Genomic DNA, 14,745 nt, shown 5'->3' on the forward strand with positions numbered 1-14,745 from the left:
GGTCTCCTGCGTGAACGGCGTGTAGATCGCCTTCTGCAGGGCCGCGCCGAAGGAACCGCCGCTGTCACGGACGACCACCGTCTTGCCGCCGCCCTTGCCCCCACCGGACGACACACGGCTGGTGCCGGTGCCGCAGGCGGCGAGGGAGGGAAGAGCGGCGAGGGCGGCGAGGCCGCCTGCTCCGCGCAGGAGCGCTCTACGACCGATCTGGGCATCACTCATGGCAATACTCCTCATCTGGGGACGCGTGGACCAGCTGTGCGGGGCTTTACCTCGCGGGTGCGGGGGGGGTGGGATGGTGCAGGGCGGCGAACGCGGACAGAGCATCGCCCGCTTGCGTTGCCGATCGCCGCTTTGGGCGCGTGTTCGCCGTGGATCGAAGTCCTCGACGACCTTGTCGTCGGAGCGACGCCGACTAGAGGACCGGGTGAGTAGCGATGGGGAAGCTGGAGCCGTGACAGGCGGTGGCCAGCGGAGTGCCCGTATGGATCGACTCCCCACGGGCGACGTCCTGGGCCCAGGTCTTGAAGGCGGGGTTGCCGGAAATCAGGCGTTCCGGGAGCGGGCCGGACTCTCGCGGCGCGAAGGAGGGATTGGTGTCGATGACCTTCAGGAGCGCCACGCCTTTCCTTTTTGAGCTTGAGAAGTTGGTAGCCGCGGCCACGGTCGATGAGCCGTTGCCGAGCGGCGTCTGGCACGCACTCGTGGGCGTGGCCCGTTCCCGATGTGCGGAGGCCGGCGACGCGTCGCGGCTGGTGCCGGGGTGGCCGGGTGGCTCGGATGCGGTTGTCGGCACGGGCGCACTGTGGGTGGCACCGTTCGAGTGCGGCGAATGGGGTACGCGCTCGACGCGTGTTCGATCGTTCATGCCGCAATCGGCGGTCGCCCGAGGCAGAAGGCGAGACGGAGAGCAGGTCGTTCAGCCCATTGCTGGTGGGGATGCCCAGCAGGGGTGTTCAGAAAGCGGTGTACCCGCCGTCGACGGTCAGGACCGATCCGGTCACGTACGACGACTCCGACGAGGCGAAGAAGAGCACCGCGTCAGCGACCTCTTCAGGGGTGGCCAGGCGTTGGAGCGGGATCTGGCTCTCGCGCTCGCGGCGGTAGCCCTCGGGGTCGGGCCTGCGCTGGAACGCCGCTTCGATAATCGGGGTGGCGGTCAGGCCCGGAGCGACGACGTTGACACGGATGTTGCGCGGGGCCCATTCGATGGCCGCGCCCTTGGCGAGCATGATGAGGCCCCCCTTGGCGGCGGAATACAGCACCTGCCCGGACATGCCGACCATGCCCAGCCGTGAACTGACGCAGACGAACGAGCCACCAGTCTCGGGCATCAAAGGCGCGAAGTGCTTCATCACCAGGAACGCGCTGAGCAGGTTGCTCTCGAGCACGTTCTTCGCATCGTCGCAGGCCATCTCGGTGAGCGGACTGACGGCCTGCAGGCCGTGGTTGAGGACGACGACGTCGACGGTGCCGAGGGACTCGGCGGCCTGCTTGGCCAGGCTCTCGACGAACGCCTCGTCGTTGAGGTCTCCGGGAACGTACAGGTCGTCGGGCTGAGCGCTGTCGAGTCGCTCCTTGCGGCCGGTGAGCAGCAGCCGCGCGCCCTCGCGGCGGAAGTGGGAACTCACCGCCTGCCCGATGCCACTGCTGGCGCCTGTCACCAGGGCCGTGACGTTCTTGAGTCTCATGTCAGGCACTCCTTTACGGGGGAGATCGGTCGTCGGGTTGGGGGCTCGGCCACGGGGTCTTGTCCCTGGGGCCGGTCAGTTGAGGAATCCGCGGGCGTCGACCGGCCAGCGCTGCAGCGACGTGCCCGTGCTGTCGGTGACGATCAGTTCCTCGAAACCGAGGACGACGGGGCATACGTGGTTGGGCACCACCGGTACGACGGTGCCGACGCTGGGGCGGAACTCGCCGTCCGGCAGCGGAAGGAATCCGTGGTACTCGTTGACCTTGGACAGGACCGCCTTCGTGCCGGCGATGCCGCCGTAGCCGATCTCGGGGCTGCCTTCTTTGCTGAGGGCCTTGTTGCCCACATCGACGATGACCTGGCCGGGGACCCAGTCGCTGACCACGGTGCCGGCGACGAACAGCGCGATCTGGTCCTCCGTGCAGGAGCCCAGCCGGACGTTGTTCAGATCGCCGAAGACGTACTCTCCGGGACGGATCTCAGTGATCACGCCGCTGGTGGAGAACTCGAGGGTGGGAGTGGAGCCGGCGCTGACCACCTCAGCGGTGACCCCGACACCGGCGAGGCTGCGTACCGCGGTGGTGAGCGCGGCTTCCTGGTCCTGCGCGGCGCGCCGGCGAGCGTCCCGGCCGGCGCCGCCGTGACCTGGATAGGTGAAGACCCCTGCCGGCACCAGGCCGCGCTTGCGGGCGGCGAGCGCGAGATCGCCCGCAGCCTCGGGCGGCGCCCCGGAACGACGGGCGCCGCAGTCGACCTCGATCACGACCTGCAGCCGGTCCGGTTCGTCTCCCATCGCGTCGGCGAGGGCCTCGATGGCCGCGACGTTGTCGACGCCGACCCGCAGCCGGGTCGACTCGGCGAGCCGGCGGATCCGGGCTCGTTTCGTTCCCGCGGGCCAGATCGGGTAGGCGAGGAAGATGTCGTCGAACCCGGCCGCGGCGAAGACTTCGGCCTCGCCGACGTTTCCCGCGGTGATTCCGACCGCGCCGGCCTCGATCTGGCGTCGCCCGATCTCCACGCACTTGTGCGTCTTGATGTGCGGTCTGACCTTGAGGTTGCGCTGGTCGGCGAAGCTCTGTACGCGGTCGATGTTGGCTTGCATGACGTCGACCAGCACGATCGGCGCGGGGGTGTCGATCCGCTCGACCAGAGCGTCGAGTGCTCGTTGCAGCCGGTTCACGCTGCCCTCCTTGTGGTTCTGCCTGGAATGATCGAGGGGCGCGGGTGCTGACTCCCCCTGGATGCCGAACGCGCGCGGCCCGCGATATCGCGCGCACTTGCGTACACCGCCGTGGTGTCCGCCCTACACCGCGGTGCAGACCATCTGGATCTCGACCGGGGTGTTGAGCGGCAGCCCGGCGACACCGATCGCGGTGCGGGCGTGCCGTCCGTTCTCGCCCAGTACCTCGATGAGCAGTTCACTGGCCGCGTTGGCGACGGTCGACTGCTCACCGAAGTCCGGCGTGCTGGCCACGAAGACCAGCATCTGCACGATCCGGACCCGGTCCAGGTCGCCCACCGCCTGCACAGCGGCGGCGAGCGCGTTGAGCGCGGCATGGCGCGCGAGCTCCCGCGCCGTCTCCAGCTCGACCTCCCTGCCGACAACACCCTGACCCAGCAGCTCGCCGTTCTCGTAAGGCAGTTGGCCTGAGATGTAGATGCTGGAGCCCACACTCCGGTGGTGCACGTAGTACGGATTGTCACGGAGCTCGGGAAGGGCCATACCCAAGACCTGGAGCCGATCGGAAGCCGAGCCGGTGTCCGCTGCCGAAGTCACGGGGCGGCTCACTGCGCCACTGCCGCGGACGGCACAGGGCACGAACCCTTGCAGGTGGCCATGAGAACCCGCTTCGCATGAATCTTGATCATCTGTACTCGGTTCTCCTCTCGAGCAACAGTGGCGACATAACGCCGTATGGTGTCTTAAAGCCGCCACCCGATTGTCGTTTGTCGACCATATGGGTGCCCGTCGAGTACTGTCAATACAAACTTCAGCCTCGAATGCGACCTCGGAACACCACGTGCGGCTGGACCCGCCGCTGCTGGAAGCGACAGTCGACGCCGCGACCTGGCTCACCGGTCTCATCCGGTTCGGCATGGACGAGCATGTGTAGCACACCTGTTCGCATGACGATCGCTGACAGCGGCGGGATTCTCGAGCGGTTGACACGGATGGTCGACCTCACGCCCGACGAGATCCCCATGCCACAAGAGCGGCTTGGCCTGCTGCCCGGTTGTTCCGGCAAGGCCTACAGCGACTGGCTGCAAGCCCGTGGTGACGAGCTCGGCAACGGCGTCGCGTGGCGACACTGGACCCGTTCACGGCCAGAAGAACGCCGCCGGCCTTCAGGCGGATCCGGCAGGAAGACGACCGTGACGCGGAGGCAACTCACCGACGAACAGCGGAGGTTGATCGCGCCGTTCCTGCCGATAGGCAAGTACGGCCCCTACGACATCTCGTCGTCCGCGGTCGCGCCTCCTGCATGGCGCGCCCAGCCGTGGCCACGGCTGAGGCCCGGACGCTGCGGCAGTGATCAGGGGCGGCGTCCGGGCAGGCCAAGAACGCATGCTCGGACGGACAGCGCGCATTCGGCGACCGGTGATGCGGGTGCGACATGCGCACCATGCGGTCAGTTCGCCGTCTCGGCCATATCGCAGGTGTGGCATACCACCCTGCGTGCCGGGATACGGCCGGACGCAGCGCCCATGCCGACCTGGCGGGTGACCTGTACCTGACGTACGCGGGCGTGGTTCTCGCAGGTGGCCAAGCCGCAGCGCGAGCACACACCGATGCCGGTGGTGTCGCTGCGCGCCTCCTGGAGGCAGTCGTAGCACCTCATGTCCAACTCCGATTTCAGCAGGGGCCGGATGTGGCGGCCAACCAGCACGAACAAAACCACCCAGGCCACGCACACCTACTCAAGGAGCTTGAAAAGTAGGCTCCAGTTTAGACTTTGTCAAGGCTAAGACTCGATCGTGATCGTATGGCCGGTGGCGATGCAGCGAAGCAAACGCCGGCACGGTGCGGACGGCGCCGCCGGGGTGCAACTCCGACCCGTCCGCCAGGAGCGTTGAGGGCCGACGAGTCGCCGGCCGATCCCCGAGAACAGGCGACTCGGCGAGACCCTGGAGCAGTGCCGCGAGGCGTTCCCGGCCTACCGAGAGCCCGGCTGCGCCGGCATCAAAGCCGCCGCCAACGACCCCGAACCCTCAAGCAGGACGCGCCACTCAGACCTCGCCTCACATGGCCTATGAGTTCGTGAGCGGTGCAAGACAGTTCTGGTGTCCGCCGAGGGAGGTGAGGCGTCCTCAGGGCAGTGGCCGACGGCGGGCCGGGACCGCAAGATCCAGGGAGCGGGCACCTTCATGGCCTCGCCTGGCTGCCCATGGCGGGCAGTTGCCTCCGGGTTCTGGCCGGCCTGGCCTACCGCATACCGGCGCTTCGCCCAGGGGGCCGAAGCCAGGGGCAGAACCGGTGATGGCGGTGACCTGCCTGGATGGCACCAGCCGCACCGAGTTGTATCGCTTCGCGTCCACCCCGCTGAATGAGGTTGCCTTTCCTGCACGGGAGACGGCGGTCTGGATACGCGCGCGGGTGGGAGATTGAATCGATGGAGGGGCCCCGGCGCGACGTCGTCACCAGCCGGCGCTGTGCAGACCGGTTCCTGGAACGGACCCGCCCGCGCAGCTAACCGCGCAGCCGTAAACGCCCACGTCGCCCCCTACCCGCCCACCGTGCCGACGGCCGGCAACCGGCACTCAAGATCCGCTACAAGATCGCGTTGACAGTGCGAGCTTGATCCTTGACTTTTCGGCAGGTCTGCAACGTCACAGTGGCGAGCGGGCTTGGACACTTCACGCACGCCGGCATGGCCTCATGCATGCCGGGGCGCGCGTTCCCCTGGATCTCCCGTCTGGACCCCCAGCCCCATGGGGAAATGGGCAGCCAGTTCCTGGCGGAACGCGTCGGTGTCGCCTTCCAGGGCAACCGCGGCCAACCTCTCGTGCTCGACGACCAATTGATGCGGGTCGTCGCTGTAAGTGCGGTGATCGACGCTGAGGTGGAGGCGCAGCTTGGTCTCCCAGCCGTTCCAGAGACTCTGCAGGACGCCGTGCCCCGAGAGATCGTAGAAGAGCCTGTGGAAGCGGAGGTGCGCGTCGATGCTGGCCGGGATGTCGTCCTTCTCCATTGCCCGGCGGAGATCCTCGACGGTTTGCAGCAACTGGGGCCGCTCAGGACCGCGCAGTGCTTCGGCCGAGAGCTCGGCGGCGTACGGCTCGACACGTAGCCGGACCGAGTCGATCTCGGCGACCTCACGAGCGCTCACCTCTACGACGAACGCCCCACGGTAGGGGATCTTGACGACGAGCCCTTCCTCCTCCAGCTTGGTCAGCGCCTCGCGCAGCGGGGACCGGCTGATCCCGAGATCCCCGGCGATGTGCGCCTCGCGCAGCTGGCCACCAGGAGGTACGGTCCCATCGAGGATGGCGGCACGCAGTGTGCGGTAGACGCCGTCCGGCGTCGTCGTCCGCTGCTCCTGCCACTCGAACTTGTGGTCCACCCCGTTGCCCTCCCTCGACACTTGTCGACCATTTGGTCGTTTGTCGACTATACCTCTGCTGGTGCATCCACACCTCAAGTTGGTTATCTGGCACGGAGCTCACTGAATTCACAGCGGTGCCCCATCCGGCTCACGGGTCGCGGTAACAGGTCGGTGTCTCGGGTGGTGCCGTTTGGTTGTCAGGCCGATGCCGGTCCGGCGACGCGAGTGCTTGTGGACCTGCAGCGGGATGCAGCCGACCAAGGGGAGCGCGGCGGTCCGCGGCTCGGCGGCCCAGGACGCACGACGCAGCACCTTCGCGTCTCCGGACGCCGACTCTTCGGCCTTCTTCGTCCAGTCGGTACCAGGTTTTACGTGAGAAGCCGAGCATCTGGCTGGCCGTTGACGTTGCCGATGCTCGCGGCCTGCTCGATGAGCAACACCCGGCGCTCGTACACCCTGTCCTGGTGGGTCACGGGATCGCCTTCTTCTCTGGGTCGGGTGTCACTCCAAGCCGTGGTCCCCGAGTCCTGGACAACGTGACGGGGAGGTCGGCGATGTCGGCGATCGCATGGGCGTCGTCGGCGTTCGTCACGATCACCAGCGGGTACTCCTCGGCCAAGCGCCTCAGCACCTACGCCGACACCGGGGTACGCGCCCCACGTGGGAATCTCCTCGTACACCGCCGGCCGTCGCTCTCCGGTTACTCCACGCCGAACCTGCGCATGGTCCGTTCCAGCGAGTGGGGACCACGACCTGGTGGAACGGCTCGCACTTGCCGAGGCGCTCGTCGATCCGGTACTGGTTGCCGGTCCGCACGAACTCGGAGGCGACCTCGGCCGAGAGCCGATTGCGCCCGACCCGGCGGATCACCTCATTCATACGGAAGTGGATCAGCGCCGGGCCTGTCCGAGGCATCCCTCTGACGCTATTGACAGTCGAGACACAATTGGTCGACAATCGACCAAACGATGGTCGACAATCGACCAGAGCGCCAGACTGCTCCACTGAAACACTAGGAGGACCAGTGGGATTCGACGTCAAGCCCAAGTTCGTGACGTTCGACATGAACGGAACGCTGATCAAGTTCAGCATCAACGACACGATGCGTGAGGTCCTGGGCGACCGACTGCCGGCCGAGGTCGCCGATGAGTACCTGCGGATCTGCAAGGCGTACCGGATCGACGAGTGCACGGGCGCGTACCAGCCGTTCCACCAGGTCGTCGCGCGTTCCATGGAACGCGCCTCGCGCAGCGTCGGTCTCGAGTACCGCGAGGACGAAGCGCGCGAGGTGTACGAGACCATCCCCACCTGGGGCCCGTACCCCGGTGTAACCGAGGCGCTGAACCGCCTGGCCGAGGCGGTCCCGCTGGTCATCATCACCAACAGCGACACCGCGCACGCCGTGCGCCTCGCGGAGAACCTCAAGGCCCCGTTCGCAGACGTCATCAGCGCCGAGGAGATGGGCGTCTACAAGCCGCGACTCCGCGCCTTCGAGTACACGTTTGACAAGCTCGGCGTGACACCCGACGAGCTCGTGCACGTCTCCGCGAGCCCCATGTACGACCACCGCTCCGCGGCCATCATGGGCATCAAGAACAAGGTGTACATGGACCGCGGCTGGGAGCACGACGAGCACTGGCTCGGCTACGAGCGGATCACCGACATCGCCGACCTCCCGGTCCTCTTCGGCCTGCCGCGCCCCTGATGCCCCTGACACCCGAGCGGAGAACTGAGGAAATGATCCACAGCAAGGCGATGGCGGTGTGAGTCAGCCCCTGCCTCAAACCGTCAAGGGTGACTCGGCTTCAGAAAGGCTCCAGGCCCTGGGACTGAAGCTACCCGTCCTCGCCGGCACCACGTACCTGGTGCCCCACCGGACGGTGGGCTCCACCATCCACCTCTCCGGCCAACTCCCGTTCAAGGACGGCGAGCTGCTGGGGAGGGGCGTTGTCGGCCGGGACGTGGAGCTGGAGACAGCGCGGTCACTCGCGCGCCATGCCGCGCTCAACTGCCTCGCTGCCGCCGTGCAGGCGGTGGGCGACCTGGACCGGGTCCGGATCGTGCAGATGCTGGTCTTCGTGGCCAGCACGCCGGACTTCGGTGAGCAGTCGCAGGTCGCCAACGCGGCCAGTGAACTGCTCATCGAGGTACTGGGCGAGAACGGACGCCACGCCCGCACCGCGATCGGTGTCGCCGGGCTGCCGCTCAACACCCCTGTCGAGATCCAGGTCATCTGCACCGCTGTGTAGCGGCGGGCCAATCATGAGCAGTGCGGCGGTGGCCCGGCTTCAAGACGCACGCGACGCCCTCGGCCAGCACGATCGACACCCCGGTGCAGATCCTGCTGGCCGACGCGATGCAAGACAGCGTCGGCCGAGTCATCGAGGCGTCCTTCCGGCGCAGGTACGACCCAGAGGCCACCCGCCGTGAGCGTGAGGGGCAGATCCCGCTCCAGCGCCTCGCCACTCCCGAGGAGATCGCCGACGCCGTCCTGTTCCTCGCGTCGTCGGAGTCCTCGTACATCACCGGGGCAACGCACCCCGCCGACGGCGGCCACACCGCCTTCCAGCAGCGGCCCACGCGATTCGCAGAGACAGATGAAGGACACACCATGAACGCCCTTGCGGCACCACCCCGAAACGGAGAGCTCGGCTTCTGGGTGGCCCAACTGGCCGACAAGAGGCCCTCGTTCCCCCGCTTCACCGGCCAGGACTCCGTCGACGTGGCCATTGTCGGCGGCGGCTACACCGGCCTGTGGGCGGCGTACTTCGCCAAGAAGCTCGAACCGTCTCTCTCGGTCGCCGTCTTCGAGGCCGAACAGGTGGGCTACGGCGCATCAGGACGCAACGGCGGCTGGCTCTCGGCAATGCCTCCGGGAAACCGTGCCACCTTCGCCCGCGCCGGGGGAGGGCTGGAGGCGAGCCGGGCGCTGCAGCAGGAGTTCGTCGCCGGCGTCGACGCGGTCCTGGACATCCTCCGGGCCGAGGGCATCGATGCGGATCAGCACAAGGGGGGCGCGCTCGTCGCCGCCCACACGGAGGCGGGGCTGGGCCGGCTTGTCACCAGACGTGATGCCGACCTGAAGTACGGGCTGACCGACGACGAAGTCCACATGCTCGACCGGGACGAGTTCCAGTCCCAGATCAACATCTCCACCGTCCACGGCGGGCTCTTCTACAAGCACTGCGCGCGCTTCCACCCCGCGAAACTCGTCTACGGCCTCGCCGACACCCTGACCTCCATGGGGGTCAGGATCTACGAGGGCAGCCGAGTGGACAGTGTCGAGGGCAAGACCCTCACCTTGGCCGACGGACGCGTCACCGCTGCCAGGACGTTCATCTGTACCGAAGGCTATTCGGGACAGCTGCTCGGCCGCCGGACCCTGATCCCGGTCAATTCCTCAATGATCGTGACCAAGCCCCTGCCGGAGGAGGCGTGGCAGCAGATCGGCTGGGACGGGCCCCAGTGCCTCAACGACTCCGCGCACACGTTCATCTACGCCCAACGGACGTCGGACGGCCGTATCGCCATGGGGGGTCGCGGTGTCCCCTACCGCTTCGGGTCCGGCACAGGGGGAGCCGGTGCGACCGCCCAGTCCACCATCGACCTGATCTCGCAGAAGCTCAGTTCCTTCTTCCCGGGCCTGCCTTTCGAGGTGGACCACGCCTGGTCGGGAGTCCTGGGCGTCACGCGGGACTGGAACGGCGGCGTGCACTGGGACCCGGCGGCCGGGATCGGGTCGTCCACCGGCTACGCGGGACACGGTGTCACGTCGGCCTATGTCGGCGGCAGGACTCTCGTGGAGCTCGCCTTCGAGCAGGAAACCGAACGGACCACCCTTCCCTGGGTCGGCTACCGGGCACGGAAGTGGGAACCAGAACCCATCCGCTGGCTGGGTGTTCACGCCATGTACCGGCTCTTCGGCATTGCCGACCGGTGGGAAGAGCGCAGGGGTTCCAGCACGACCTCGCTGCTGGCCAGATTCGGCAGCAGACTCGCCGGACTTCACGAGTAAACGAAAAGGAACCGCTCTCATGGATGCACAACTCGCAGTCATCGGCCTGGGCAGCATCGGAAGCATGGCCCTGTGGCAGGCCTCCCGGCTGACCGACTCGGTAGTGGGCTTCGAGGCCGCCACCCCCGCCCACGGCCGCAGTGCCGTGGGCGGAGACACCCGCCTGTTCCGCATGATCTACCTCGGCAGGCCCGACTACTACCCCATCATCGAACGCTCCCGCGGCCTGTGGGCCGAGCTCGAAGCGGAAACCGGGCAGGACATCCTCACCACTACCGGGGGTCTGTCCATCGGGACCGCGAACGGCAGCTACATCACCAGCCTCCTCGAGGCCACGCGCGTCACCGGAGCCGAGCACAGCGTCCTCAGCCGGGAGGACATGGCCGAACGCTACCCCCAGCACAACCTCCGCCCCGACGACTGCGCCGTCTATGACCCCCACGCCGGCGTTCTGCGCACCGACCGCGCCGTCAGCGCCGCCATCGCGGCGGCCCAGGCGAACGGCGCCACCGTCCTTCAGAACACGCCCGTGGACAGCATCACCGAAACCGAACACGGCGTGGTCGTCGCCTCGGGCGACAGAACCTGGACGTTCGAGAAGGTCATCGTCGCCTCGGGCGGCTGGTCCCGAAGGCTCATGCCCGACCACCTCAAGGCCGTCACGGAAACCCATCGGATCGTCCTGACCTGGTTCATCGCCGAAGACGGCACGCAGTTCTCGCCGGAGAACTTCCCCGTCTTCAGCCGGCTGTACGGCGATCGCTCCATGTACGGCGCACCCGCCGTCGACGGCGTGACGGTCAAGGCATCGGTGGACGGACCGCTGGACGGACGCGGAAGGGAAACCCCCGACCCGGACTCCGTGCCCAGGGAACTCACCCGGGAAGAAGTCGAGAAGGTCACCGATATCGTCACCGAATTCTTTCCCGGTCTGACCCCCACCATCGTGCGCTCCGACGCCTTCCCCGACCTCTTCACCGAGGACAGGCATCCCCTCCTCGGCTGGCTGGACGAGAACAGCAGGGTCTACTGCGCCACCGGGTTCTCCGGAAAGGGCTTCAAGATGGCCACCGGCTATGGCCACATCGCCGCACACGAGGTGCTCGGCAAACAGACCATCGAAGGCCTGGACTTCGTGCGTCCGAACCGGTTCAAGACCAGGTAGCCCACCCACTACCGCCACCTCGGCGCAGTAGCCTCGGTATCGTCATTCGGCTGACGGTCGTTGCGGACTCATCTCTTGATGTCCCGCAACGGCCGTCTGTCATCTGCTGAACTGTCCACCCGTGAAGACACTCAGCTTTACGCTGATCCGGAGCACCGGAAACGGGAATTGAACGTCGTGTCAGTTGGTTGGTCGGCGGTAGCCGATGAGGACGACGAAGGCACCGCCGTGGTCCGGCTCGTCCGTCACCTCCTGAGCAAAGCGTCCGGGGTCCGCGCTTTCACGTACGACACCGCTCTCCGCGGAGTCCATCGAGCCCCTTTGATCGCTGATGGGATTGTCGTTTTCACGCGCCAACATGGCGGGCTTAAACCTCATCCCCTACAGCGTTACGAAAATCGTTACAAAAACGGCAAGTGCAGCCACGATCTCTATGCCGCCGAGGGACGAGTCTGCGAGCGCCACCTCACGGTGGACGGCGAGACATATTACGCACCCCTGTCCGTCGAAGAGCTGGAGCGCCGAAAGCAGAATAAGAGCCGCTTCTATCACCGCCTCGTCATCCCTTGCTCGCGCGGAGATCACGAATTCCGCATCCGCGTGGACGAAACCAACGAGGACCGCGAAATCGACCCGTCCACCAAAAAGCCACGCTTCAACAGGGCCGAGCATCTGCGGCAAATCCCACCCGCCACACCAGCTGGTCGCCGACTTCTGGGATTCCGGCAGGACAGCGAGTCGAACCACTCCCGCTTCGACCAGGCCTACCCGCACGAACGAGTCCCCGCCTACGGCGCCAACGCCGGCCTGCTGATCTACATCGGCTACGCCTGAGTCAACAACTCCATCACCCGCGCCCTGGGCCGCAAGCCGCTCGACCTCGCAGCCTGACGCCACCACCCATGGGGGCCGACGCCCCTCCCGAACCGCGTACACCGCAGGATCAGACCTGCCGCCCGGCAGCCAACATCACCAGCCCTCCAGCCGCCCCGGCGCCAGCCGCTACACTGTGGGCGGTGGCACGGCTGCACGCGAGCTCTGCCGCCACAACCCTGCCGGGAGCACGTCTGACGCCCGCATCATCTGGGCACTAATTTCAGACACGTTTTCCGACAGATCCCCGCCTTCGTAGCTCAGGGGATAGAGCACCGCTCTCCTAAAGCGGGTGTCGCAGGTTCGAATCCTGCCGGGGGCACAGGGTCTGACCAGGCAATATGAATTGAACACCCCCTCCGGAATGATCTCCGGAGGGGGTGTTTTCGTGGCCACGGGGACAGAACGGGGACACGCTGCTACGCAGCTGTCTCCGCGGGGTCGTCGGGGTCGACAGGGTGGACCAGCGGGCGGATGGGGTCCTGAGCAGCGGCGTTGCCAGGAACCTGGGGCCTGGGCGAAGTACTGGAGCTGGTCTCGGGCGCCGCAGCCGCATCCTCGGCTGCGGGGACCGCCTGAGGCCCCTGCGGCTGCTCACCGTCGGCCTCCTCCCCCGGCTGTGCCGCCTTGCGCGGGACGAGTGCCACGGGCGCGTCAGCGGCCTCGAGTTCGAGCTGTGGCAGGACGCTGGTGTACGTGTCGGCGGTGAGCTTGTACGAGGAGTGCCCGAGCATGACCTGGATGGTCTTCATGTGGATGCCAGCGGCGAGGGACAGCGTCGCGGCACAGTGGCGCAGGTCGTGCAGGCGGATCGGAGGCAGGCCGAGCTTCTGGACGAGCCTGTTGAAGATCTGGGAGAGGTACTCCGGGTGGTACGGGCGTCCGTCCTCCCAGGTGAAGACGCGGCCGGAGTCGGCGTAAGGCCCGTACTTCTTGGGCTCCTTGCGATGCATCTCCTCCCACTCCGCGCGCTCGACCTGTTGCCGTCGCCGCCAGAACTTCAGGAGCTGGTGGGTCTGGCTGTCGAGCCGGATGGTGCGGGCTCCGCTGTCGCTCTTGGGGGTGTCCTCCCACACGTCGTAGGAGGCGGCCACGAGCTGCTCGCTGATGTGGACGGTTCCGGCGGTCATGTCGGTCTCGCGCCAGGGCAGGCCGCAGGACTCGCCGCGGCGGGTGCCCCGGAAGACCATGAGGTGGAACATCGGGTAGAGCCGGTGCTCGGCGACGGCGTCGAGGAAGGAACCGGTCTGCTCGGCCGTCCAGACCATGACCGGGCCGGGCTTCTCCCCCGTCTCCTGCCAACGGGCGACGCGCTCGTCGGTCCAAACGAGCGGCTTGGGCGGGGTGTACTTCGGCAGGACGAGGTACTGGGCCCAGTTGTCGCTGATCAGCTTCTCGGTGTTCTTGGCGTAGTCGAGCGCGGCGCTGAGCTCGTTCTTCATCTTCAGCTGGACGCCGGGGCCGGTGATGTACCGCGGCTTCCTGCGGGCCTCCCGTAACTTCTCCTTCGCTTGGTTCCAGCGCTGGCGCAGCTCGGGCGGGCGCGGCTTGGCCGCCTGCTTCCAGGCGCGATGGGCGGCTTCGCATTCCACTCTGGCGAGTTCGGCGGCGTCCGCGTTGGCGGCGTGCTGCTCGTTGTCGCGCCAAATGTGCTCGAACATCTCCTGGAGGTGCCGGGTGCGCAGGTCCCGCATCTTGATGTGCCCGAGGTGCGGGATGAAGACCCGGCGGATGTGGTCGTCATAGGTCTTCCAGGTGGACCGCTTGAGGTCGACCCTCTTGGCGAACCAGCGGAGCAGGAACTGCTCGAAGGTCTCGTCCGAGAGGACATCGATACCGTCCTGGGCCTTGTCCCAGATCTCCTGGGCTGCGTCCTCGGCCTTCTTCTTCGTGAGGAAACCGCCCTTGCGCGGGCGGCGCCGCTTGCCCTTCGGGCCCGGTGGCAACTCGACGTAGTAGTACCAGCTGCCATGGTCCCGCTTACCGAGGTCGGGGCAGGCGGAGCCGAGCTCCTGCATCTTCAGTCTGCCCTTGGCGTCGAGGACGGGCGAACCGTCCTCGTTGGTCACCGGGGCCTTGCAGTAGCAGCGCCTGTAGACCGAGCCCTTGAACACGTTCCCCTCCTGTGTGCCGCTGAGCTGCCAAGCGAGGGCGATCATATGTGGAGACAGATGGATTGTCTTCCATCTCTTTGAGTGCATAGCAGTGCCAGACACTCCAGATGATCGCAGCCTCTGTGAACGGATAACGAGGCGACCCGCCCTTGCAGCCATTTACATATGTGGTGGCAAATGCAAGCTGTAGCTCTCATATCCATCGAGCGAGATCTTGCTCGTCCGCCAGGAGAGAACTTAGACTCCGTCGGCACTTTCTGGGAGGCGCGGGGGCGGAACAGGAGAGTCTGACCATGCGAGATCGAAAGGTTCCGGCCACCGAGAACGCACCGACGCCGGCG

The 14,745-nt window shown here is 66.8% G+C and carries 13 protein-coding genes, 1 tRNA gene and 1 pseudogene; 6 read left to right on the plus strand and 9 right to left on the minus strand.

Annotated features, from left to right (window positions below):
- The 8 genes and pseudogenes from IEZ21_RS36815 to IEZ21_RS36850 all read right to left on the minus strand — a co-directional run.
- Positions 1 to 222: pseudogene (locus IEZ21_RS36815) on the minus strand (ABC transporter substrate-binding protein); the annotation flags it as partial.
- Between the two features lie 193 nt (positions 223 to 415).
- A complete protein-coding gene (locus tag IEZ21_RS36820; protein WP_246568516.1) occupies positions 416 to 622 on the minus strand; it encodes a hypothetical protein in 207 nt (68 codons plus the stop codon).
- Between the two features lie 334 nt (positions 623 to 956).
- Positions 957 to 1,691: an SDR family NAD(P)-dependent oxidoreductase gene (locus IEZ21_RS36825; protein ID WP_181661879.1), complete on the minus strand. Its 735-nt coding sequence runs from the start codon at positions 1,689 to 1,691 to the stop codon at positions 957 to 959.
- Positions 1,692 to 1,766: 75 nt separating this feature from the next.
- Positions 1,767 to 2,873, minus strand: a complete 1,107-nt coding sequence (locus IEZ21_RS36830) for an alanine racemase (protein WP_189326173.1) — start codon at positions 2,871 to 2,873, stop codon at positions 1,767 to 1,769.
- A 123-nt stretch (positions 2,874 to 2,996) separates the two neighbouring features.
- The gene (locus tag IEZ21_RS36835; RefSeq protein WP_281399650.1) at positions 2,997 to 3,470 is read right to left on the minus strand and encodes a RidA family protein; all 474 of its coding nucleotides are present in this window, start codon (positions 3,468 to 3,470) and stop codon (positions 2,997 to 2,999) included.
- Positions 3,471 to 4,323: 853 nt separating this feature from the next.
- Complete coding sequence (locus tag IEZ21_RS48975) at positions 4,324 to 4,533, minus strand: DUF2180 family protein (protein WP_063742165.1); 210 nt, start codon at positions 4,531 to 4,533, stop codon at positions 4,324 to 4,326.
- 1,035 nt (positions 4,534 to 5,568) lie between these two features.
- A complete protein-coding gene (locus IEZ21_RS36845) occupies positions 5,569 to 6,255 on the minus strand; it encodes a GntR family transcriptional regulator (protein WP_189326175.1) in 687 nt (228 codons plus the stop codon).
- A gap of 451 nt (positions 6,256 to 6,706) precedes the next feature.
- On the minus strand, positions 6,707 to 6,856 hold the full coding sequence (locus tag IEZ21_RS36850) for a hypothetical protein (RefSeq protein WP_157857536.1): 150 nt from the start codon (positions 6,854 to 6,856) through the stop codon (positions 6,707 to 6,709).
- Positions 6,857 to 7,261: 405 nt separating this feature from the next.
- Between IEZ21_RS36850 and IEZ21_RS36855 the strand changes: the two genes are divergently transcribed.
- The 6 genes from IEZ21_RS36855 (at position 7,262) to IEZ21_RS36880 (ending at position 12,612) form a co-directional block, all read left to right on the plus strand.
- On the plus strand, positions 7,262 to 7,942 hold the full coding sequence (locus tag IEZ21_RS36855; RefSeq protein WP_033329569.1) for a haloacid dehalogenase type II: 681 nt from the start codon (positions 7,262 to 7,264) through the stop codon (positions 7,940 to 7,942).
- Positions 7,943 to 8,000: 58 nt separating this feature from the next.
- Entirely contained in the window at positions 8,001 to 8,486 is a 486-nt protein-coding gene (locus IEZ21_RS36860) for a RidA family protein (RefSeq protein ID WP_189326176.1), read from the plus strand.
- A 20-nt stretch (positions 8,487 to 8,506) separates the two neighbouring features.
- Positions 8,507 to 10,252, plus strand: coding sequence for an FAD-dependent oxidoreductase (locus IEZ21_RS36865; RefSeq protein ID WP_189326177.1), 1,746 nt, complete (start codon positions 8,507 to 8,509; stop codon positions 10,250 to 10,252).
- Between the two features lie 19 nt (positions 10,253 to 10,271).
- Positions 10,272 to 11,417 (plus strand): N-methyl-L-tryptophan oxidase, encoded by a 1,146-nt coding sequence (gene solA, locus IEZ21_RS36870; RefSeq protein WP_189326178.1) that lies wholly within the window; start codon positions 10,272 to 10,274, stop codon positions 11,415 to 11,417.
- Between the two features lie 78 nt (positions 11,418 to 11,495).
- Complete coding sequence (locus IEZ21_RS36875; RefSeq protein WP_189326179.1) at positions 11,496 to 12,251, plus strand: hypothetical protein; 756 nt, start codon at positions 11,496 to 11,498, stop codon at positions 12,249 to 12,251.
- A 288-nt stretch (positions 12,252 to 12,539) separates the two neighbouring features.
- Positions 12,540 to 12,612, plus strand: a tRNA-Arg gene (locus IEZ21_RS36880).
- Positions 12,613 to 12,709: 97 nt separating this feature from the next.
- Here IEZ21_RS36880 and IEZ21_RS36885 read toward each other — a convergent pair.
- Positions 12,710 to 14,449: a site-specific integrase gene (locus IEZ21_RS36885; RefSeq protein ID WP_189326180.1), complete on the minus strand. Its 1,740-nt coding sequence runs from the start codon at positions 14,447 to 14,449 to the stop codon at positions 12,710 to 12,712.
- Between the last annotated feature and the right edge of the window lie 296 nt (positions 14,450 to 14,745).

It is taken from the genome of Streptomyces flaveus (assembly GCF_014647675.1).
GTDB lineage: Bacteria > Actinomycetota > Actinomycetes > Streptomycetales > Streptomycetaceae > Streptomyces > Streptomyces flaveus.